Below are 22,146 nucleotides of genomic sequence, written 5' to 3' on the forward strand. Positions count from 1 at the left end.
GGCCGTCACGCCAGGCGCCGGTCCACCTCCGCGGGGGCGAACACCGCGTCGACGACCATCGCCACCGCGCCACCCACGGCCATTCCTTCGCCGCGGCCGCCGATTTCCACGCGCAGGTTCTCCGTCACCCGCGGCAGCGCCCGCCGGTACAGCACCTCCCGGACGCCGGCCACGAAGTGCGGCTCGGCCAGGTCACCGGCGATCACCACCACGCCCGGGTTGACCACGCACACGAGCGTCGCCAGCACCTCCCCCACCTGGCGGCCCGCCACTTCGGCGAGCCGGACCGCGGCCGGCTCGCCCGCGGCGATCCGGTCGCGGACACCCGAACCCGACTCCGTCGGCAGGCCCAGCTCGGTCAGCCTCGCCGCCAGCGCCCCGCCGCCGGCCACCGCCGCCAGGCAGCCGCGGGAACCGCACAGGCACGGGGCGTCCGGGTGCTCCGGGAGCCGGATGTGGCCGATGTCGCCCGCCCCGCCGTCGATCCCGCGGTACACCTCGCCGCCGAGGACCAGGCCGGCGCCGATGCCGGTGGACACCTTCACCACCACCAGCGCGGCCGAGTCCCGGTGACGGGCCCGGTGCTCGCCCAGCGCCATCAGGTTCGCGTCGTTGTCCACCAGCACCGGGGCGCCGAAGCGCGCGCCGAGGTGGGCGTCGATCGGGTAGCCGTCCCAGCCCGGCATGATCGGCGGCTGCCGGACCCGGGCGCGGCCGGGCTCCACCGGGCCCGGCACCGAAACGCCCACCCCGCACACCGGCCGGCCCGCCTCGGACGCCAGCGAGCCGAACCACTCCGCGATCCGGTCGAGCACCGGCTCCGGGCCGTCGGCGACCCGCAGCGCGCCCGACCGGCGGGCCAGGACCCGCCCGGCGAGGTCGGTGACGGCCGCCTCGGCGTGCGTCGTGTCGATGCTCGCCGCGAGGACGACCGCGTGCTGGTCGTCGAAGCGCAGCTGCCGCGCCGGACGGCCGCCGGTGGAGTCCTCCTGGCCGCCCTCGGCGAGCAGCCCCGCCGCCTGGAGCCGGTCCAGGCGCGCGGTCAGCGTCGAGCGCGACAGCCCGCCGAGCTCCTGCAGCGCCTTCCGCGTGCTCGCCTGCCCGGTCCTGACCAGCTGCAACAGCTCGCCGGCGCTCGCCATCGGCCCCCCTCGGACTTTTGTCCATTGACAAGACATAAGTAGGAGATATGTTGGACATATGAACGTAACATGGGGGCGCGCGGGTGAGGTCCTCGCGGGCAACTGGCTCGGCTCTTCGACCGTGCCCTCGCGCGGGCTCTACCCGCACCAGTGGAGCTGGGACTCCGCCTTCATCGCGTTCGGCCTGCGTCACCTCTCGCCGGCGCGGGCCCGGCGCGAGCTGCTGACGCTGTTCTCCGCGCAGTGGCGCGACGGCCGCGTCCCGCACATCCTCTTCAACCCCGACACCCCGCCCGAGGCCTACTTCCCCGGCCCGGCCTTCTGGCAGGCCGGGCGGACGTCGGGGCTGGTCCAGCCGCCGATCCACGCCCGGGCGGTGCTGGCGGTGCACGAAGCCGACCCCGACCCGGTGTTCCTCGCGACGCTGTACCCGAAGCTGCGGGCCTGGCACGAGTACCTGCGGACCGGGCGCGACGCGGGCGGGCGCGGCCTCGCGGCGATCGTGCACCCCTGGGAGTCGGGCATGGACAACAGCCCGGCGTGGGACGGGCCGCTCTCGCACGTCACGCCCTCGACCGGGTTCGTCCGCCGCGACCTGGAACACGGCGCCGCCGCCGACCGCCCGAGCGACGAGGACTACGGCCGCTACGTCCGGCTCGCCACGGACTACCGCGACAGCGGCTACCGGGACTTCGGCGACTTCGTCGTCGAGGACCCCGGCTTCAACGCCCTGCTGGCCGACGCCGAACTGGCCTTGGCCGAGATCGCCGAAATCCTCCGGCTGCCCACCGCCGCGGCCGCCCACCGCGAAGCCGCGGCCCGCGTCGCGAAGGCGTTGCAGGACACGTTGTGGGACAGCGCCGCCGGCTGGTTCTTCGCCAGGGACGTCCGCACCGGCGCGCCCGCACCCGAGTACACGTGCGCGGGCCTGCTGCCGCTGCTGCTGCCGGACCTGGCGGTCGCCCCGGCACTGGTGGCGACCGCGACCGGCCCGCGCTTCCGGCTCGGCCGGGTGCACGGCGTGCCGAGCTACGACCTGACCGCGCCGGGCTTCGACCCGGGCCGGTACTGGCGCGGGCCGTCGTGGTTCAACGTCGGCTGGCTGGTCCGCCACGGCCTGCTCCGCCACGGTGAGCACGTGCTCGCCGCCCGGCTGCGCGAGGACCTCGTCGAGACCGCGGCCGCGACCGGCTTCGCCGAGTACGTCGACCCGCTGACCGCCGCCGGACACGGCACCCGCTCCTTCAGCTGGACCGCGGCACTGACCGTGGACCTGCTGGCCGAGCGGCACTGAGGAACGGGCCGCCCAGCCGCGTTCGGGGGCGGCTGGGCGGTCCGGCACTCGAGGCCCGCTCAGCCCGCCGCGGTCGCGTAGTCCGAGCCCACCCAGGTTTCGTCGATCCTCAGCCGCTTGTAGCGCGTGCTGTCGCTCGACGCCGCATACGTGCTCGTCACCTGGAGCCGGACGTACCGGGACGTCACCGCCGAGAGGTCGACGAACTGGACCCCGCGGTGGCTCGGCAGCGTCCCGGACTTCACCGCGCTGCCCCAGTCCTTGCCGTCACTCGACACGAACACCTTGTACGCCTTGATCCGGGCCGACTGCTCGGAGTCCGACCGGGCGTAGCTGACCGAGTCCTCCCGCTGGTTGATGCCGAGGTACTGGACCTTCTTCGCCGCGCCGAGGTCGTAGTCGAGGTTGACCGGCAAGGTCTTGTTGTTGTCGAAGTAGGTCAGGTAACTGCCGTCGCTCGCCGCCTGTCCACTGTGGCCGCTCGCCGACGCGCTCGCCTTGAGCGTCACGGTCTTCGGGTCGTAGGTGCCCGTGCGCTCCGCCGTCTCGACCTTGAACACCGTGTCGTAGGTGTCCCAGCCGGACAGACCGGTCAGAGTCAGGCTGCCACCGCCCTGGCCGAAGGAGATCGCCGCGCCAGTGCGCAGGTTCGTGACGCGGCGGACGCGGTAGCCGTTGTCGCGGATCTTGAGCGTGCTCCCGGACGGCTTGGTCAGCACGTGCACGTACTGCGTGTCACCCTTGATGGTGATGACGCCGTGGGCGCCGTCGTTCCAGAAGCCCGGCTGCATGCCGCCGTACATGTACCCGGCGCCTTCGGTCCCGCCGAGGGATTCCCAGATCGCGTCGAGGTAGGTCTTCGCGAAGTTGTTGAACGCTTCCTGGTTCGACGGGAACTTCCCGTTCACCATCGCCGTCTCGGCCATCAGGGACTTGATCGACGAACCCGAGTTGGTGACGTACCGGCCGATGTTGAGCATCTTGTTGACGGCCGAGTTGGACCCGCCGTACCACCACGAGCCGGTGTCGGGGAGCTTGAAGCACGCCTCGGTGAGCCGGGGCATCGCCGTGTAGGTCGCCTGCGGGTAGTCGTACGACGGCGTCATGCCGGTCTTCTGCTCGTTGCTGATCGTGTCCATGATCGGCGTGTCTTCGTTGTTGTTGCTCAGCAGGTAGTCCGGGCGCTGCTGGTAGATCTGCTGGTAGAGGTCGTGCGATTCCCAGTAGGCGTTGTCGTTGTCGATCCAGAAGCCGCCGAGGTCGGGGTAGTTCTTCATGACCTCGAAGAAGTTGTCGTAGCTGAACTGGCCGAAGCCGGACTGGCTGTCGAGGTCGACGTCCTTGCCCTTGTACTTCGAGTAGCCGGCGGAGTCGAGCCACTCGTGGCCGCCCTCGTCGTGCCACTGGGCGTCGTTGGTCATGTAGAGGATGACCTTGAGCCTGCGGGCCTTCGCCGCGGCGATCAGCTCGCCGAGGAAGTCCCGTTTGGTGCTGCAGCTGCCGGGGATCTTGGACGGCCAGGCGCGTGAGTAGCCGAGGCGGCTGTGGAAGGACGCGAGCACGAGGTAGGACGCGTGCAGCTTCTCGGCTTCGGTGACCCAGTAGCCGGGACTCCAGCCGCCGTCGGTGATCGCCTTTTCCCAGGCGCTGCAACTGGTGTAGCCGGGTGAGGTGCGCATGCCCCAGTGCAGGAACAGCCCGGCCTGGCTGTCGCGCAGCCACTGCTGGGAGGGTTTCTGCAGATCGGCCGAAGCCGGCGCGGCGATGAGCCCGGACACCGCCAGGGCCGCCGCGCACGCGACGAGCAACCGGCGGAGGAACCTGTCTGCCATTGACGACCTCCAGTGGTCTGGTCCACCCGGTGTGTACTCCTGACGACGAGGGCCGGTCAAGGCTTACATCCGACCTTTCCGCGGAGTTTCGCTGGCCGGTACATCCCCACTGCCGCCGTTCGGGTTAAATATCTGATATATGACGCGAGAGATCTGATCTCTCTTGACGTCGGCTCCGGGAGGCGAGTAGATGTTTCCCCGAGAGCGCTTTCGCTCACCAGACCATCGCTCCGGCGACACGGGCAGCACGCCGCGCCCCCCAGAGCTGGTCGGGATGCCGACGGACGGCGGATCGGCATCCCGGCCACCTTTTCACCGCGTCGCGGGGCCAGTGCACGAAAGGGACGACGATGTCCGAACATCCCCTTCGCCCGACCCGGCGCGCGGTCCTGGCCGGGACCCTCGGCGCCCTGGGCGCGCTCGCCGCGGCGAGCCCCCTCGCGCGGGCGGCGGACCAGCTGCCCCCGATCGGCGGCACGGCACCCCCGCCCGACTGGTCCCGCGCGGTTATCGACTCGACGATGAAGCGCTACACGCCCGACAAGATCGGCGGCTGGGGCTACACGCTCGGCCTGTACCTTTACGGGCAGTACCTGTTCTACAAGCGCACCGGCGAGAAGAAGTACCTCGACTACATCGTGGCCTGGTACGACCGGTTCATCACCGACAGCGGTATCTCCAACAGCTTCACCAACCTCGACTCGATGCGCTCGTGCCAGATGCTGCCGCTGCTCTACGCGGAGACGGGCCGCAAGAAGTACAAGACGGCGGCCGACCAGCTGCGCAAGCGCTTCCCGTCCTACCCCCGCACGTCCGACGGCGGCATGTTCCACGCCACCAGCAAGGTCGGCCAGCTGTGGGGCGACGGCGTCTACATGGCCCAGCCGTTCCTCGCGCTCTACGGCGCGGCCTTCGGCGACGGCGACTACTGCTTCGAAGAGGCGGCGAAGAACATCGTCGTGTACTTCAGCCACCTGCGCGAACCGGCGAAGGGCCTGCTGTACCACGCCTACGACGAGGACGGCTCCGAGTCGTGGGCGTCCGGGACCGGGCACCACTCGAAGTACCACTGGGCGCGCGCGATCGGCTGGTTCGGCATGGCCACCATCGACATCCTCGAGGTGCTCCCGGCCGACCACCCGCGGCGGGCCGCGCTGATCGACGTCGTGAAGTTCCTGGCGGCCGGCTACCAGCGCTACCAGGACGCGTCGACGGGCCGGTGGTACCAGGTGGTCGACCGCGGCGGCGACTCGAAGAACTGGCTGGAGACGTCGGCGTCGTCGATGTACACGTTCACGATGGCCCGCGGCGTCCAGCGCGGCTACCTGCCGTCGTCCTACCAGGCGGTGGCCGATCGTGGGTACGCCGGCGTGCTGAAGAAGGTTTCGCTCGGCTCGGACGGGCTGACGAACATCACCGACATCTGCGAAGGCACCAACGTCGGCGACCTGTCCTACTACTACGCCCGGGCCCGCAAGACCAACGACTTCCACGGCCTCGGCGCCTTCCTGATCATGAACGAGCAGTACTCGCACTGACCCTTGTGACGCCGCAGAAGGGGCCCCGGCCACCAGGCCGGGGCCCCTTCCTCGTGTGCGGAAAGGGGCATCACGTGTGATCGGGCGGGCATCACGTGTGATTGGGGAGGCATCACACGTGATTGAGGGGGCGACACGGCGGAACCGCGAGTGCGGCCGTGTCGCCCCTCCAATCACACGTGATGCCCCTCCAATCACGGGTGTTGCCCTTCCAATCACACGTGATGCCTCTTCTGGCACGGGGAGGCCCCTTCCCGCGGTAGCGGGAAGGGGCCTCGGGAGGTGGGTCAGCAGCTGGACGTCGAGCTCGAGGTGTCGATCCGCAGGGAGCCACCGGAGGTGGTCGCCGAGTCCTTGACGCAGTAGCCGGCCACCGACTGGAAGCCGACGTCGAACGGGCTCTTCGACCCCTTCTCCGCGGTGAAGTGGTCGAACGTGATGTCCGAGCTGTTGTTCACGATGCTCGCCGGGCGGCCGTCGTCCTTGGCGAACTCGACCGAGCTGTTCACGAACCGGATGCCGTTCGCGTAGTGCAGGTACCAGCCGTACGACGGGCGGGTGCCGATGCTCTTCGGGTTGTAGTCGGTCGCCGTGTTGCTCGGGACGCCCGTGCCCATCGTGCCGTTGCCTCCCGGCACCGAAAGCTTCACGCCGGTGAACGTGACGTCGGAAACCCGGTGGCCGCTGTCGGCACCCCAGATCGTCGGGCTGAAGTTGCTGCCGGTGTGCGTTCCGGTGACGTTGTCCAGCGTGATGCCGCTGATCGAGCCGACACCGGGGTTGTTGCCGCAGCGCTTGCGCGTGCCGATCTTCATCATGATCGGCGAGTACGTACCGGACATCGTGATGTTGCGGTAGTGCACGTCGGAGATCTTCGCGCCGTCCATGGAGACGATGCCGATACCGGACTTGTGCGCACCGGTGATCGTGATGTCGGAGAACTGGTAGCCGGTGAAGTCACCGCACGTCTCCGACCCGAACATCAGCGCGTTGCAGCACTGCGCCGAAAGTTTCGCGCCGGTCACCGTGACGTTCCCGTTCGGCAGTTTCGCGCCGAGCGCGTAGTCGCTCTTGAACACCAGCGCGTCGTCGTTCGCGGCGATGTTCGCGTTCGTGATGGTGACGTTCGTGGTGCTGATGATGTTCCAGCCGTCGCGGTCGCTCGCCGTGTCGATGGTCAGGTGGTCGGAAACGACGTTGGTGCAGCCGTTGATCAGCGCCGCGAAGTGCCCGCCGCGGCGCAGCTTGACGCCGGACAGCGTCAGGCCGTCACACCGGGTGAGGGACAGGATCTTGTCGGCCTCGCCGGACTTCGGGTTGCCGGTGATGAGGTTGCCGCCGCCGTCGATCGTGCCGGCGCCGGTGAAGCCGATGTTCGTCAGCTTGTCGCCGTAGAACATCGCGTTGTGGAAGTGGCTGTGGCCGTAGTCCTGGTAGTCGTCCCACTGGTTCGACTCGGGCTTGTCGTAGGTGTCCGCGCTCGACCCGCTGATCGTCGCCCCGGCGTCGAGCTGGATCGTGACGTTGCTCTTGAGGTGGACGGTGTTCGCCGACTTGTAGGTGCCGGAGGTGAACCGGACGGTGCCGCCGCCCGCCGCGTTGGCCGCGGTGATCGCCTTGTCGATGGCGGCGGAGTCGTTGGCCGACCCGTTTCCCTTGGCGCCGTAGTCCTTCACGTCGTACACGCCGCCAGGCGCGGCGGTGGAGACGCCGGCGCCGGCCACCGCCAGCCCGGCCACCGCGAAGGTGATCAGCAAGAGTTTTTTCACCGTGGAACCGCCTTGTCATGGAATAGCAGAATTCGGCACGACGGCGGAACACCCAGATTACGAGTGCGGCCAACGGAATGTCAAGATCGGGCGTGGGGACCCGCGCCACCCCCAGTCGGGCGCGGGTCCCCGTGTTCGGGGGTCCCGGTGTCCATTCAGGATTCTCGGAGTCTACCTTCGCCGAGCCCGGGTGCCCCGTGCGTTTTTCATGGTCCACAACGTGAATCCGCCATGATCGGCGTCACGCAGCGTAGCTTCAGACCTGCTGGAGGCCCGGCTTGCCCGCCTGCACCACGTAGCTGCGGTCGTTCTTGATCACCACCGAAGCCGGGTCGTAGACGCTGGTGTCCGACGTCGTCATGAAGTCGGCCCGCATCTGCGACGGCGTGGTCGTGACGCGGACGTACCCGCGCTCGCCCTTGCAGTACTTGACGTGCGAGTTGAGCCCGTACCAGGCCGCGCTGGGGTCGCCCGCGTTGTCGCTGTTGCTCGTGACCGACGTCGTGACCAGCTCGGAGCCGATGACCGGGGAGCTGGGGTTGAAGTAGTCCGTCCGCAGGTCGGCGGCCCAGTGCCGGTGGACGTCGCCGGTCAGCACCACCGGGTTGGCGACCTTGCGGTCGACCCAGCCCTGCTGGATCCGGTTGCGGGAAGCCTCGTAGCCCTGCCAGGCGTCGTTGTTCTCACAGGTGTTCTTGTTGCCGTCGGCGTCCCGGGTGGCGAAGAAGACCTGCTGGCCGAGGAAGTCCCAGGTCGCCGGGTGCGACTCGAACTGCTTGAGCAGCCACGCCTCCTCCGTGGCACCGAGGATGCTGCGGGACGTGTTGCGCATTTCGCCGCAGTCGGGACCGGCGTCGCCGGCGGGGTCGGGCACCTGGGCGCTGCGGTACTGGCGCGTGTCGAGCATGTGGAAGCGGGCCAGGTTGCCCCAGAGGAACTGCCGGTACAGCTGGATCGACGAGCCGTTGGGCTTGGCCGTCGAGCGGATCGGGGTGTTCTCGTAGAAGGCCTGGAAGCCGGCGGCCTTGCGCGCGGCCGGGGCGGGCGAGGTGGTGCCGTTCCAGTTGTTCATCACCTCGTGGTCGTCGAACACGACGATCCAGGGCGCGATCGCGTGCGCGGCCTGCAGGTCGGCGTCGGTCTTGTGCTGGGCGTGGCGGGCGCGGTACTGCGCCAGCGTCTTGACGTCGTCGGTGAAGGCGTGGCTGCGCGGGTTGCGCTCCTGCGCGGTGCGGCCCGACTCCTTCTCGTAGATGTAGTCGCCGAGGAACAGCACCAGGTCCGGGTCGTCGGCCACGATGCCCTTGTACGCGTGGTAGTAGCCCTCCTCCCAGTGCTGGCAGGAGCTGAAGCAGTACTTCAGCTGGTTGACCGCGGCGCCGGCGGCGGGCGCGGTGCGCGTCCGGCCGACCGGCGAAATGTAGCCGTTGCTCTTGAACCGGTAGAAGTACTCGCGGGCGGGCTGCAGCCCGGCCGGTTCGATGTGGACGCTGTGCCCGGACGCGCTGACGGCGTTGACCGACCCGCGCTGCACGACCGAGCTGAAGGCCTCGTCGTTCGCGATCTCCCAGTCGACCGCGTAGGTGGCGTCCGGCATGCCGCCGAAGCCGTCCGGGTTGAGCGGCGAGGGGGCGAGTCTCGTCCACAGCACCACGCTGTCGGGAAGCGGATCGCCGGAGGCGATGCCGAGCTGGAAGGGATCGCGGATGGGGGGCGCGGCCGCCGTGGTGCGGGCGTTCGCCCACGACGGCAGCGCCGCCGAAGCCGCGGTGGCGGTGACCGCGGCGAGCCCGCCGAGCAGCACCTTGCGCCGGTTGACCTGACCCATGGGAAAGCCCTTTCTCGTGGTGGACGGGCCTCAGGCCGCGTAGTCGGTGACACCGTCGCTGCAGGACAGCAGCGCCGGCTTGGCGGTCGTGTAGTTGGCGACGCACACCTTGTAGAAGAGCCAGGTGCCGCGCGGGACCGAGACGGCCTTGTCGACCTTCGTGCCTTCGCCGCCGGAGTTCCAGACGTAGAACGGCCCGGCGCCACCCTTGAGCCAGTAGGCGACCACGGCGGAATAGCCGTCGGATTTCATGTCGTAGACCAGGAAGTGGGAGTCGGACGCGCGGTACTGCGCCTCGCCCGCGCAGGCGTCGGCGCACTGGCCGCTGCCCGAGCCGACGCCGCAGTCGGGCGCGATCCGCGTATCGGAGTCGGTGAAGACGTAGGTGTCCGAGATGTACCCGCCGAGCGCGGGCACGTAGTCCCACAACGTGCTCGTGCCGTAGGTGCCGGTCACCGACGCGCCGTTGATCTGGCAGTCGATGGCGACGGTGGCACCGTTGGCGACGGTCTTGACGGCAGTGGCACCCGCGGTGGGTGCCCGGCGGACGTTGAGGGGGTCGCCCGCGGTCTTCACGGTTCCGCTCGCCGCCGCGGACGCCTCGATCGCGCCGCCGGCCAGGAGCGCGCCGACCGCGGCCAGTACCAGCCCGGAGCCGGCGATACGCCGGAGTTTCGAACGCTTCATGGCGGCAGCGTCACTCCCGGCCGTACACATTCCGTACAAAGCGCGCACGTGTGCGCTCAGACACTCCGAATGGATCTATCCCCTGCGCCGGACGGGTCCTAGAGTCCGGGACATGGGGGAACTCATCGGGCAGGTTGAGACCACCTCGCTTACCATCCGCGTCCTCGGTCCGCTGGAGGTCACCGCCGCCGGGCGGGTGATCGCCCTCGGCGGCCCGAAGCCCCGGCTGCTGCTGGCCGCGCTGGCCCTGCAGCCGAACGTCGTCGTCTCGACCGACGTGCTGGTGGAAGTGCTGTGGCCGGAATCGGCGCCGCGGTCGGCCGCGGCCAACATCCGCACGTACGTGCACTCCCTGCGAAGACGCTTCGCCGAGATCGACCCCGCGTTGGGCGAGCGGATCAGCAGCCGGGCCTCCGGCTACCTGCTGACCGCGGCGCCGGAAGAACTGGACCACCTGGCCTTCGCCGCGTTGGCAGGCGAAGCGCAGGAAGCGCTCGAAGCCGGCGAAGCCGAAAGCGCCCTCAAGCTCCTCGACAAGGCCGACGCCCTGTGGCGCGGCGAAGTCCTCGAAGGCCTCCCGCACGACCACAGCTGGGGCGCGACCGTCGCCCGGCTCGCCGAACTGCGGCTTTCGGTGCAGGAACAGCGGCTCCGCGCGCGCATCGGCCTCGGCCGCTCCGGCGAAGCCATCGCCGAGCTGCGCGGGCTGGTCACCGAACACCCGCTGCGCGAAGAGCTCTGGGCGCAGCTGATCGTCGCCCTGCGCGCGGCGGGCCGGACCGGGGACGCGATCGAGGCGTACGAGTCGGCCGAGCGGGTCCTGCGCGAGGAGCTGGACGCCGAACCGGGGGCCCGGCTGCGCGAGCTGCGCGCGACCCTCGTGCCGGAAAACGTCCTCCCGGCCCGCGCCGCCGAGGTCGCCCCGGTCTGCCAGCTGCCCCTCGACCTGCCGGACTTCACCGGCCGCGACACGCTGATCCACGACGTCGTCACCCTGCTGCAGGAACGCGCGGGCTCCGGGACGCCGACCGTGATCGTGCTGTCGGGCGCGCCCGGCGTCGGCAAGTCGGCGGTCGCCGTCCGGGTCGCGCACGCGGTCCGCGACGAGTTCCCCGACGGCCAGCTGCACGTCGACCTGGCCGGCACGTCGTCGTCGCCGCGGGCGCCGATGAGCGTGCTCGCCGAGCTGCTGCGCACGCTGGGCATCCCGGACGCCGGCCTGCCGCGCGAGCTGGCCGAGCGGTCGGCGCTGCTGCGGTCGCGGCTGGCCGGGCGGCGGATGTGCGTCGTGCTCGACGACGCCGGCAGCGAGGCCCAGGTGCGCCCGCTGCTGCCCGGGGCCGGGGCGTGCGGGGTGCTGGTGACCAGCCGGATCCGGCTGCCCGGGCTCGCCGGCGCGAAGCCGGTGGACGTCGACCTGCTGCCCGAGGCCGAGGCCGCCCGGCTGCTGCAGGGCATCGTCGGCGCCGAGCGGGTGGCCGCCGAGCCGGAGAGCGCCGCGGCGATCCTGCGCCAGTGCGGGCACCTGCCGCTGGCGATCCGGGTGGCCGGCGCGAAGCTGACCCACCGGCCGGGCTGGACGCTGCGGCTGCTGGCCGACCGGCTGGGCGACGAGCGCCGCCGGCTCGACGAGCTGCGCGTCGGCGACCTCGCCGTCCGCGCGAGCGTCACCCTGTCCTACGACCTGCTGCCGATGTCGGCGGCGACGGCGTTCCGCGGGCTGGGCCTGCTCGGACCGGTCCAGTTCCCGGCGTGGGCGGTCGCGGCCGTGCTGGGCAGGCGCGACGCCGAAGACGTGCTCGACGTGCTGGTCGACGGCCACCTCGTCGAGCTCGTCGGCTCCGATTCGGCGGGCCAGCCGCGCTACCGGTTGCACGACCTGCTGCGCGTGTACGCGGTGGAGCTCGCCGAGCGCAGTGACGCGGCGAAGACCCGCGCCGGCCTGCGGCGGGTGCTGGAGGGCTACCTGGGGCTCGCGCTCGAGGCGGCACGCCGGATGCCGCTGCACTTCTTCGGGGCGTACTGCGACGACGAGCTGCCGCGTCCCGGCGTGCCCGAAGGCGTCCTGCCCGACGACCCGGCCGAATGGTTCGCGGCCGAGCGGCACACGACCGTCGCGGCGGTTTCGCTGGCCGCCCAGCACGGGTTCGACGACCTGGCCTGGCAGCTGGCTTCGGCGCTGACGCCGTACTTCGACCTGCGGGGCCCGCAGGACGACTGGCACAGCACCCATCTGGTGGCCCTGGCGGCGGCCCGCCGGACGGGTTCGGCGCGGGCCGAGGCGATCGTCCAGCGCAACCTCGGGCAGTACCTGCTCTACCAGGACGAGTACGCCGAGGCGCGGGTGGCGTTCGAGGAGTCGAAGGAACTGTTCGACTCGGTCGGTGACTGCCAAGGGGTCGCCGTCGCGCTGACCGGCCTCTCGACGATCCTGCGCATCGAAGGCGCGGACGACCTGGCCCTCGACCACTGCCACGAGGCGCTGAAGCTGTTCGCGGAGGCGGATGACCCGAACGGCGAGGCGGTGGCCCGCCTCGGCGCGGGCGCGGTGTGGATGTCCCGAGGCTGCTACGCGGCGGCGAAGCGCTGGTTCACCGACGCCCTGGAGCTGTCCGCCTCGATCGGCGACCGCCACCGCGAAGCCCACGCGTTCAAGCGGCTGGGCCTGCTGTTCCAGCACCAGGGCCACCTGGCGGCGGCCCGCGAGCACGTCGACCGCGCGATCGCGATCTTCACCGACCTCGGCGACGACCACTGCGTGGGGTACGCGAACCAGAACCTGGGCGAGCTGTGCCTGCACAGCGGCGACTTCGCGCACGCGCAGCTGCTGCTGGTGAACTCCCTGGCCGTGCACCGCCGCAACGGCGACCGGCGGTCGGAGGCCGAGGTGTCGCAGCTGCTCGGGGAACTGCACCGGGCGCTGTCGCAGCCGGAGCGGTCGCGGGACTACTCGGAGCGGGCGCTGGCGATCTGGCGCGAGCTGTCGACCCGGCCGAAGGACCCGGCGGCGGTCGTCACCGAGGAGCGGCCGCACGTCGCGTCGGCCTGACCGCCGTGGTGCTGAAGGACTCCGAGCGCGGCCGGCCGGCGGGGCTCTGGTCGATCAGGCGGCACATCGCCGCGGTGGTCTTGATCGGTCTCGGCGTGTTCGCGGCCGCGACCGCGCTCCTGTGGCTGGCGGTGGGCCTGCCGGCCGCGCCCGGCCCGGACACCAAGCTGGACATCATCAAGATCGCGTTGTCGGTCGTGGCGGGCGTCGGCGGAGTGGTGGCGCTGGTGGTCGCCTACCGCAAGCAGCGGATCGGCGAGGTGGCCGAAGCGCGCGAGCGCGTCAAGGTCCTGAACGAGCGCTTCGCCAGTGCCTGCACCCAGATCGGCCACGAAAAGCCGGCCGTCCGGCTCGCCGGGTTGTACGCCATGGCCAGCTTGGCCGACGAGTGGCTCGAGCAACGCCAGGTGTGCATCGACGTGCTGTGCGCCTACCTGCGCATCCCGTACGAACCGTCGGATTCGCCGTGGTACCACGACGAGGAGACCGAAGTGCGCTTCTCGGTCACCAGCGTGATCAGTGACCACCTCCGCCCGGGCGCGCCGGTCAGCTGGCAGGGCCGCGAGTTCAACCTCCTGCGGGTCATCCTGCGGTCCGCGGATTTCGCGGACATCCAGGTGACCGGCGGCAGGCTCCTGTTCAGCCTGGCCCGGTTCCCCAGCGGCTGGACGTCGTTCGACGGAATGCACGTCAGCGGCGGCGAAGTCTGGTTCGGCGGCGCCGACTTCCGCGGTGGCCGGGTGACCTTCGACAACGCCGAGTTCAGCGGCGGCCGTGTCCAGTTCGAAGGCGCCGCCTTCAGCGGCGGTGAAGTGAGCTTCCGGGGCGCGCGGTTCACCGGCGGCGAGGTCGACCTTTCCCTGGCCAGTCCCGACGACTACACCACGCCGCCGGTGTTCGATCCGTGGGACACCCCGCCACCAGGGCTTCTGCTGCCCGGCGGCTAGCGCACAACCTGCTTGTACGGATCATGTACGCCGCCCCGTCAACCTTCTCGCACCTTCGAAACGAACAGGTGCGAGAGGAGAACCGGGGATGATCCGGATCATGAAGGCCGGCCGCGTGACCGCGGCGGTTCTGGCCGCCGGGGCGGTGACGGCGCTGGCCGGAGCCCCCGCGCAGGCCGCGACGGCGCCGTCCGCCGACCCGAACTGGGCCGCCGATCTGTCCACTGTGGACACCAACGACGTCAACGTCACCGGTGCGGGTGGCGCGCTCACCCTGGCCGACGCCGCGTGGCACAGAACCGCCCGGGTGTTCGCCGGCAGCGAAGGCAGCCTGACGACCGCCGAGCACAAGCTCGGCTCGCCGGCCAACCGCGTCAGTGCGGAACTCACCGCCGACACCCCCAAGGGCACCTCGGTCGACGTCGACGTCCGCGGCCGGACCGGGGCGAACGACTGGACCGAGTGGACGCCCGCGGGCACCGCGCTGAAGAGCACGGTGAGCGAGGTGCAGGTGCGGATCAGCCTGCACAGCACCACCGACGGCGTGGCGCCTTCGGTCAAGAGCGTCGCGCTGAGCGCCGACAGCGTCCCGCAGGCCAACGCGCTCGCCGCCTCGACCGCGCTGACCTACAAGATCTACGCCACCCGCGAAGGCCTGACCGGGCAGACGACCGCCAACGGCCACGTCATCACCAGCCGCGACCACTTCGTCGCGCTGCCGTCCGGCCGCGCTCTGTCGAGCAAGGGCACCGGCACCTACACCGTGCGCATCTGCAAGACCGACGGCAGCCGCTGCGAGTACGCCCCGGTGTGGGACGTCGGCCCGTGGAACACCAAGGACGACTACTGGAACCCGAGCTCGGTGCGCTACGAGTACAAGGACCTCCCGCAGGGCCAGCCGGAGGCGTACGCCGCCTACCACAACGGCTACAACGGCGGTAAGGACGACCTCGGCTACAAGGTCGGCAACCCGGCCGGCATCGACCTCGCCGACGGCGTCTTCTACGACGGGCTCGGCATGTCCGACAACGGCAACGTCAACGTCACCTACCTGTGGACCGGCTCGGACAAGACCGGCGTCGTCAGCACCGCCGGCGACCCGATGAACGTCCGGGCGAGCGCCAGCACGTCGGCCGCCATCAAGGGCCTGGCGGCGAACTACGCCAAGGTGAACATCGAGTGCTACGTCGAGGGTGACACGGTCACCGGCAAGTTCGGCACCAGCAACATCTGGGACCGGATCGGCCCGAACAACTACGTCTCGGACACCTACCTCCAGACCGGGTCGGACGACCCCGTCGCCCCGCACTGCTGACGAACGTCCCCGATCGTCGCGTGGTTGACTGCCCTCACCCGCGACAACAGCGAAGGCCCGGTGTCCCCCGCCGGGCCTTCGCCCTTTTTCCACGCCATTCCGCTCACCGGCACACAATTCACAACCGTGAACTACCTTCCGCCGGGTGTACAACCGCCCGCCGAGCGTGCAAAAATTCGTTCCCCTCGGAATCACGGAATGGCGGGCACCTGTGAGCGTTTCCCGGAGAACCCTGCTGACCACCGCGGCCGGCGCCGCGGTGGCGGTGGGCACCAGCACGGCAACGACTGCTTCTGCGGCCACCCCCGACCACCCCGACCTGGCCTCGGTCACCCGGACGCTCCGCCAAGCGGCCGATTACGCGGTGGCCAAGCTCCGCGCGGTGGCCCCCGGCGTCACCGCATTTCCGGTCGGCACGAAGTTCGAGAAATGGACGTATTCGCAGAACGGCGACTGGGTCGGCGGATTCTGGCCCGGCCAGTTGTGGCTGGCCTGGCTGCACAGCGGTGAGGAACAATTCAAGAACCTCGCGCTGGCTTCGGCGGAAAAACTCGCGCCGCGCCAGAACGACACGGGCACGCACGACCTCGGTTTCCTCTTCTACCCCTCGTGGGTGACCGCCTGGCGGCTCACCGGCGACGAGAAGTGGAAGGCGGGCGCGGTGCAGGCGGCGTCGTCGCTGATCAAGCGGTACAACCCGGCGGGCGGGTTCATCCGCGCCTGGGGCGCGCTGTCGGACCCGAACAACGCCGGCCGCGTCATCATGGACACGATGATGAACCTCGACCTGCTCGCGTTCGCCAGTGCGCAGACGCAGGACCCGAAGTACCTCGAGATCGCCGTCGCGCACGCGAAGACGGCGCAGAAGAACTTCCCGCGTCCCGACGGGTCGACGCCGCACGTGTTCGACTTCGACCCGGTCACCGGCGCCCCGATCGGGCCGAACACGGTGCAGGGCTACAGCCCGGCGTCGTGCTGGTCGCGCGGGCAGGCCTGGGGTGTCTACGGGTTCACGACCATCCACCGGCGCACCGGGGACCCGGAGTTCCTGGCCACGGCCCGGCGGCTCGCGGACTTCGCGCTGTCCCGGCTGACGCCCGACCACGTCCCGGTGTGGGACTACCTGGCCCCGCAGGCACCGGACGACGTCAAGGACGCCTCCGCCGGCGTGATCATGGCGTGCGGGCTGCTCGACCTGGCGGAGCTCACGCACCGCCCGCAGTACCGGGAAAGCGCGCTGCGGATCCTCACCGCGGTGTCGCGGACGTGCCTGACGACGAAGTCCGCCCGCGCCGAGGCGAGTGTCGCGCGCTGCACCCGCAACCGGCCGAACGAGGACGGTGTCGAGGTCTCGCTGCCCTACGCCGACTACTACCTGCTGGAAGGCATCCTGCGGGTGCTCGACCGCCGCAAGGTGGACCGCGCGATCGACCTTTCGAGCGTGTAGCCGCGTCCAGGGAGGCCGCCACCTCCCCGGACGCGCCGGTTCAGTGCTGGTGGTGCGCGTGCACCTTGGCGTGGCCGAGGCCGCGCCCGATCATCCACTTGTTGACCGGCACCGTGACGACGAACGCGACCGCCAGCGAGAGCGCCAGGGCCAGCCAGAACAGCAGGCTGGTCAACCCCGCGTCCATCGCGCCGGGAATCGCCACCACCACGGTGTTGTCGATCAGTTCCATCACCGCGATCGACACGGTGTCCGCGGCCAGCGCAACCTTGAAGGCCGCCGCCGCGCCCAGCCCCGACTTCAGCACGCCCCGCATGGTCAGGCCGTACCCGAAGACGAAGGCCAGCACGATCGACAGGACCACGGTCGCCGCGTTGTGCAGGCCGAACGCCGTGCCCAGCACCATGCCGAGCACCTCACCGATGGCACAGCCGGTCAGGCAGTGCAGAGTCGCCTGGATCGCCGTCGCCCACGAAGCCCCGTGCTGTTCGCTCATGCGTCGGACTATACCCCTGGGGGGTAACTGACGCACGTTCCGCGCGTCACACTTCCCGCCCGGCCGAGCGGACACGGATAGGCGATTCGATATCACCGACCGTAGCCGGATCGGGGCGACCAGGGCATATCCGGCGGAGCAGAACTCACTTCCGTAACCCTTTGCGCACATCCCGTTGACCACCGTTACCCGGAGCCCTACGTTCGCCCTTGGTCTCGACCATGCGCGGACCCATCGAACTGATCGAATGCCTGAGGAACGGGTGGGGATGCGAGGGCCGACGAAGACCTTCCGGCTGGTCGCGACGGCGACGCTGGTCGCGGCGCTCGCGCTCGGAGGCTGCTCGGACCAGCTGGGCGGCAGCGCGCCCCCGCCGGCGCCGACCCGGATCGAGTTCGTGCCCAAGATCCGCGACATCCCGTACTTCGAGGCGATGGACAACGGCGGCCTCGAGGCGGCGAAGCAGCTGGGCGTGGCGTGGCACTCGACCGGCCCGGCGACCGTCGACCCGGCCGCGCAGGTGAGCATCCTGCGCGACCTGATCGCGAAGAAGGTCGACGTCATCGTCGTGGCCCCCAACGACCCGGCCGCGCTCGCCGGCGTGATCGCCGAGGCCAGGGCCAAGGGCATCCACGTGCTCACCTCGGACACCGACGCGCCGGGCACGCAGCGCGAGGTGTTCGTCAACCAGGCCACCGCGCAGGGCATCGGCAGCGCGCTCGTCGACGCGCTGATGGCGAAGACCGGCGGCACCGGCCAGTACGCGATCGTCTCCTGCGGCCCCGCCGCGGCGAACCTCAACTCGTGGATCGCGGTCCAGAAGGAGTACGCGGCCGCGCACTACCCGAAGGCCGAGCTCGTCGACACCGTGTACGCGGGCGAAGACGTGGCCGCCGCGACGGCCATCGCCAAGCAGCTGATGACCAGCCACCCCGGCCTGACCGGGCTGATCGGCGAGTGCACGACCTCCGCGCCCGGCGTCGCGAAGGCCGTCGGCGACGAGCAGAAGATCGGCCGGGTGTTCACCGTCGGCGTCGGGACGCCGCAGGCCATCAAGCCGTTCCTGCTCGACGGCTCGTGCTCGCAGTCGGTGCTCTGGAACGTCGAGTCGCTGGGCTACCTCACCGCGTGGACGGCGAAGCAGGTGGCCGACGGCAAGCCGCTGGGCCCGGTCAACAAGGTGAGCCTGGAGCTGCCGGCGGTGAAGTACGACGCGGCCACGAAGACCGTCCTGCTGGGCGACCCGCTGCTCATCACCGCCGACAACGTCGACCAGTTCAAGTACTGACGCCCGCTCACCGGTGCCGGCGCACGTGCCCGGCCGCCGCGCCCCCGCCGAGCACGAGGATCAGCGCGGTCAGCCCCCAGCGGCGCTTCTCCTCGGTCCGCTTGCCGGTGTCCGAGGCGACCACTTCGGCCTTCTTCGTCACTCGCGGATGCGGCGACGACGGCGGCGGCGATGGCGGCGGCTCCGAGGTGGCCGGCGGCGGCGTGACCACCACCGGCGACGGTGGGGCGGGGGACGGCGACGGCGGCACGACGACGGGCTGCTCCACCGGCGGCGGCTGGGACGGCGGTGGCGGCTCCGGTGCCGGCGTGACCGGCGGCTCGGTCCGGGGCGGCGGCGACGGCTCCTGGGGAGTCGTGGACGGTGGCGAGGGAGACGGGGACGTCGAGGGCGGTGGGGGCGCCTCGCCGAGGCACCCGGCCGCGTCGCCGCTCACCAGCGGCGGCCCGGCCGCGACCTCGGTGGCCGGGCCCGAGCCGTCACGCGGCAGGCGATAGGTGACGCTGCGCTGCCCGTCGTGGTTGGCCGTGGCGTAGATCGTGCCGGGCGCGAGCACCACCGACCCGTACGCCCCGCCCTCGGGGAACCGCAGCCCCGGCACCACCGCGACCTTCCCGCTCGCCGGGTCGAGGGTGACCACCGAGCCGTCCCCGCGCGAGGTCGTCGAGACGCCGTAAAGGAGCCCGTCCGCCGGGTCGAAGGCGAAGTCGTCGACGCCGACGGCGAGCGACACCGGCCGCAGCGGCGTCCGGTGCACCACCCGCAGGTAGTCCTGGCCGGCCGGGTCGATGTCCACTGTGTACAGATCGCTGCCCTGCCGCACGTACCAGCGGTCGCCGTCGACCGCGCCCGCGGTGGCCCCGGTGACCAGGCTCCACACCGGGTGCCGCGCGCCCGCGCGGCCGATCACGCCGAGGTCGGCGACCACGCCGTCGGCGTCGATCCGGACCGCGTGCGCGCCGTGGTCGTAGCGGCCGGCACGGGTGCCGTCGGCGACGCCGTAGACGACGCCCTGCGCGCTCGCGTAGCCCATCGCGTTGATCCAGTAGCCGGCCTGGCCGACCCGCTTCGTGACCCCGTCGGGCAGGGAGAGCAAACGCAACGTCGTCGGCGCGCCGGCGCGTTGGTTCTCCGCCTGCAGGATCGTGCAGCCGCCCGGCTCCCGCGGCGCGGCGGGACGGGCCGCCGGGGGCGCGAGCCAGCCCGTCGCGGCCAGCAGCGCCGAAACCGCCACGGCCACGCCGAGCATCGCCGCCCAGCGGGCCCGCGTGCCGGTCAAACCAGCCTTTCCAGGGCCGCGGTGAACGCCTCCGGCGCCACCTTCGCGCCGCCGCTGAAGGGGTTCTGCAGCTGGTAGATGGCGAACAGCAGCAACGTGATCGTGCCGGCCAGGGTGGACACGATGATGATGTGCGCGGCGAGCCGGGTGCCGCCGAAGAGGTTGGGCAGCAGGATCGCGGTGATCAGGCTGCCGAGGACGAGGGCGAACCAGACGACGGCGCCGACCCCGTCGCCCGAGTGGGCCAGCCGCTGCTCGCGGGCCTGGTAAACCGCCCAGAGCTGGTTGCTGGCCTCGGTCTTGCGGTCCAGCAGCCAGTCGTCGTCGGCCGGGGCGGCGGCCACCGCCTCGCGCATCCGGTCGAGCTGCGTCGCGCCCGTGGTGGGCACCGGGCCGCCGTCGGCCAGGCGCGGCCACTCCTGCTCCTGGACCGTCCGCGCGTACGCGGCGGCGAGCTGGTGCACCCGGTCCTTCGTCTCGGCCGGCAGCGCGTCGGCCGCCCAGGTGGCCGCGATCAGGCTGTCGGCCTCGGTCTGCGCGTTCTGGCCCGCTTCGCTCACCGAGTCGTACAGCGAGATCAGGATGAAGGCGACCAGGACCGCGTGCAGCCCGCCCACGATGGTGAACACCTGGCCCGCCGCGTCGTTGTTGTCGGGCCGGCCCTCGTCCCAGCCGAACCGCCGCACCAGGTACGCGATCACGCCCGCGACCACGGCCGCGCCGGCCACCCAGAGACTGCCGGCCACGAAGATGTTCATCCGGGTCCTTTCGCCCGCGGAGCGCGGGAAGCACTGCCCGGCATTCCACGGCCGGGTCCGCTCAAGTTAGTCACCCATTTCCGGGCGGACAACTGAACGGAACGAATTCATCCTGCTGGTCGCACCAGGGTGCAAAAGTCGCCGATTCGGCGCAGCCGATGCGGGGTACCGGCGGCCACGACGTACCGCTGGGCAACGGCGGACAGCGCCGCCGCGCAGGGAATCTCACGACCGAGTGACGTCCGCGGACAGCCGGTGACCACGGCCGTCGAACATCATCGGAAAATGATCAAGGAGTGCGACGGTCATTAACCCGGTGACCCGATCGTGTCATTGTGCGGCCCGATGCGGTTGCTATGTTGATTTCGCGGTGCCGCGAAACCGCGCGCATATCAGCAAATAGCAGGTCATGACCGGCGTGCCGGCTGGGCGGGCACGTGCCGAACGCGAATGATTGGGTGGTCCTCGTTGTGACTGTCACCGACCCGGTGGAATCCGAGCAGGCGCCGTCGAGCCTGGGACGGGCGGCGGCCCGGACCCTGGCCACCACAACCAAATCCGTCCCGCAGATGCAGGGCATCTCCTCCCGCTGGCTGCTGAAGGTACTCCCCTGGGTCGACGTCGCCGCCGGGTCCTACCGCGTCAACCGCCGCCTGTCCTACGCCGTCGGCGACGGCCGCGTCACCTTCACCACCACCGGCGCCCACGTCCGCGTCATCCCACCCGAACTCGGCGAACTGGCGCCGCTACGCGGCTACGACGACGAAGAGGTCCTCACCGAACTCGCCGACCGCTTCACCCAACACGAATACGCCCCCGGCGACGCCCTCGTCGAATTCGGCTCCCCCGCCGACCAGGTCTTCCTCCTCGCCCACGGCAAAGTCACCAAAACCGGCACCGGCGCCTACGGCGACCAGGTCGTCCTCGCCACCCTCGCCGACGGCGACCACTTCGGCGACCACACCCTCACCGACAGCGACGGCATCTGGGAATACACCGCCAAAGCCGTCACCACCTGCACCGTCCTGACCCTGCCCCGCACCGCCTTCCAGGACATCCTCGACCGCTCCGAAACACTGCAGGCCCACCTGGCCGACTACCGCGCCCGCGGCGCCACGGCCAGCAACGACCACGGCGAAGCCGAAATCACCCTCGCCTCCGGCCACGACGGCGAACCCCTCCTCCCCGCCACCTTCGTCGACTACGAAACCCACCCCCGCGAATACGAACTCTCCGTCGCCCAAACCGTGCTCCGCGTCCACTCCCGCGTCGCCGACCTCTACAACCAGCCCATGAACCAAATCGAACAACAACTCCGCCTCACCGTCGAAGCACTCCGCGAACGCCAAGAACACGAACTGATCAACAACCCCGACTTCGGGCTCCTCCACAACGCCGACTTCACCCAGCGCATCCCCACCCGCACCGGCCCACCCACCCCCGACGACCTCGACGAACTCCTCACCCTCGTCTGGAA

General features: G+C 70.6%; 16 protein-coding genes. 8 read left to right on the forward strand and 8 right to left on the reverse strand.

The window, feature by feature from the left end; translation table 11 throughout:
- Nucleotides 1-5: 5 nt before the first annotated feature.
- Nucleotides 6-1,142, reverse strand: coding sequence for an ROK family protein (locus tag ACWEGE_RS24170; protein WP_449662700.1), 1,137 nt, complete (start codon nt 1,140-1,142; stop codon nt 6-8).
- Between the two features lie 58 nt (nt 1,143-1,200).
- Here ACWEGE_RS24170 and ACWEGE_RS24175 point away from each other — a divergent pair, with 58 nt between their 5' ends.
- Entirely contained in the window at nt 1,201-2,436 is a 1,236-nt protein-coding gene (locus ACWEGE_RS24175; RefSeq protein ID WP_449662701.1) for an MGH1-like glycoside hydrolase domain-containing protein, read from the forward strand.
- A gap of 59 nt (nt 2,437-2,495) precedes the next feature.
- Here the strand turns inward: ACWEGE_RS24175 and ACWEGE_RS24180 are convergent, their stop codons facing one another.
- On the reverse strand, nt 2,496-4,268 hold the full coding sequence (locus tag ACWEGE_RS24180; protein ID WP_449662702.1) for a discoidin domain-containing protein: 1,773 nt from the start codon (nt 4,266-4,268) through the stop codon (nt 2,496-2,498).
- Between the two features lie 350 nt (nt 4,269-4,618).
- On the opposite strand from ACWEGE_RS24180, the gene ACWEGE_RS24185 reads away from it, so the two are divergent.
- Nucleotides 4,619-5,806 (forward strand): glycoside hydrolase family 88/105 protein, encoded by a 1,188-nt coding sequence (locus tag ACWEGE_RS24185; protein ID WP_449662703.1) that lies wholly within the window; start codon nt 4,619-4,621, stop codon nt 5,804-5,806.
- Nucleotides 5,807-6,093: 287 nt separating this feature from the next.
- Here the strand turns inward: ACWEGE_RS24185 and ACWEGE_RS24190 are convergent, their stop codons facing one another.
- The 3 genes from ACWEGE_RS24190 to ACWEGE_RS24200 form a co-directional block, all read right to left on the reverse strand.
- On the reverse strand, nt 6,094-7,575 hold the full coding sequence (locus tag ACWEGE_RS24190; RefSeq protein WP_449662704.1) for a glycoside hydrolase family 28 protein: 1,482 nt from the start codon (nt 7,573-7,575) through the stop codon (nt 6,094-6,096).
- 256 nt (nt 7,576-7,831) lie between these two features.
- Nucleotides 7,832-9,403 carry an alkaline phosphatase D family protein gene (locus ACWEGE_RS24195; RefSeq protein WP_449662705.1) on the reverse strand — a complete coding sequence of 524 codons (1,572 nt, stop codon included), beginning with the start codon at nt 9,401-9,403 and terminating at the stop codon, nt 7,832-7,834.
- 30 nt (nt 9,404-9,433) lie between these two features.
- A complete protein-coding gene (locus ACWEGE_RS24200) occupies nt 9,434-10,090 on the reverse strand; it encodes an SH3 domain-containing protein (RefSeq protein WP_449662706.1) in 657 nt (218 codons plus the stop codon).
- A 112-nt stretch (nt 10,091-10,202) separates the two neighbouring features.
- On the opposite strand from ACWEGE_RS24200, the gene ACWEGE_RS24205 reads away from it, so the two are divergent.
- From ACWEGE_RS24205 to ACWEGE_RS24220, 4 genes are all read left to right on the forward strand, one after another.
- Nucleotides 10,203-13,139 (forward strand): AfsR/SARP family transcriptional regulator, encoded by a 2,937-nt coding sequence (locus tag ACWEGE_RS24205; protein ID WP_449662707.1) that lies wholly within the window; start codon nt 10,203-10,205, stop codon nt 13,137-13,139.
- A gap of 5 nt (nt 13,140-13,144) precedes the next feature.
- Nucleotides 13,145-14,086: a pentapeptide repeat-containing protein gene (locus ACWEGE_RS24210; protein ID WP_449662708.1), complete on the forward strand. Its 942-nt coding sequence runs from the start codon at nt 13,145-13,147 to the stop codon at nt 14,084-14,086.
- Between the two features lie 88 nt (nt 14,087-14,174).
- On the forward strand, nt 14,175-15,401 hold the full coding sequence (locus tag ACWEGE_RS24215; RefSeq protein ID WP_449662709.1) for a hypothetical protein: 1,227 nt from the start codon (nt 14,175-14,177) through the stop codon (nt 15,399-15,401).
- 211 nt (nt 15,402-15,612) lie between these two features.
- A complete protein-coding gene (locus ACWEGE_RS24220; RefSeq protein ID WP_449662710.1) occupies nt 15,613-16,848 on the forward strand; it encodes a glycoside hydrolase family 88 protein in 1,236 nt (411 codons plus the stop codon).
- 40 nt (nt 16,849-16,888) lie between these two features.
- On the opposite strand, the gene ACWEGE_RS24225 is transcribed toward ACWEGE_RS24220, so the two are convergent.
- Complete coding sequence (locus tag ACWEGE_RS24225) at nt 16,889-17,344, reverse strand: DUF4396 domain-containing protein (RefSeq protein ID WP_449662711.1); 456 nt, start codon at nt 17,342-17,344, stop codon at nt 16,889-16,891.
- 268 nt (nt 17,345-17,612) lie between these two features.
- Here ACWEGE_RS24225 and ACWEGE_RS24230 point away from each other — a divergent pair, with 268 nt between their 5' ends.
- The gene (locus ACWEGE_RS24230) at nt 17,613-18,632 is read left to right on the forward strand and encodes an autoinducer 2 ABC transporter substrate-binding protein (RefSeq protein ID WP_449662712.1); all 1,020 of its coding nucleotides are present in this window, start codon (nt 17,613-17,615) and stop codon (nt 18,630-18,632) included.
- A gap of 7 nt (nt 18,633-18,639) precedes the next feature.
- Here ACWEGE_RS24230 and ACWEGE_RS24235 read toward each other — a convergent pair whose 3' ends face one another.
- Complete coding sequence (locus ACWEGE_RS24235) at nt 18,640-19,911, reverse strand: DUF6923 family protein (RefSeq protein ID WP_449662713.1); 1,272 nt, start codon at nt 19,909-19,911, stop codon at nt 18,640-18,642.
- Nucleotides 19,908-20,669, reverse strand: a complete 762-nt coding sequence (locus ACWEGE_RS24240; RefSeq protein ID WP_449662714.1) for a bestrophin-like domain — start codon at nt 20,667-20,669, stop codon at nt 19,908-19,910. Before ACWEGE_RS24240 ends, ACWEGE_RS24235 begins: the two co-directional genes overlap by 4 nt.
- A gap of 470 nt (nt 20,670-21,139) precedes the next feature.
- On the opposite strand from ACWEGE_RS24240, the gene ACWEGE_RS24245 reads away from it, so the two are divergent.
- A partial coding sequence (locus ACWEGE_RS24245) for a family 2B encapsulin nanocompartment shell protein (protein WP_449662715.1) occupies nt 21,140-22,146 on the forward strand: 1,007 nt, incomplete at its 3' end.

Source organism: Amycolatopsis sp. NPDC004747 (genome assembly GCF_053601335.1).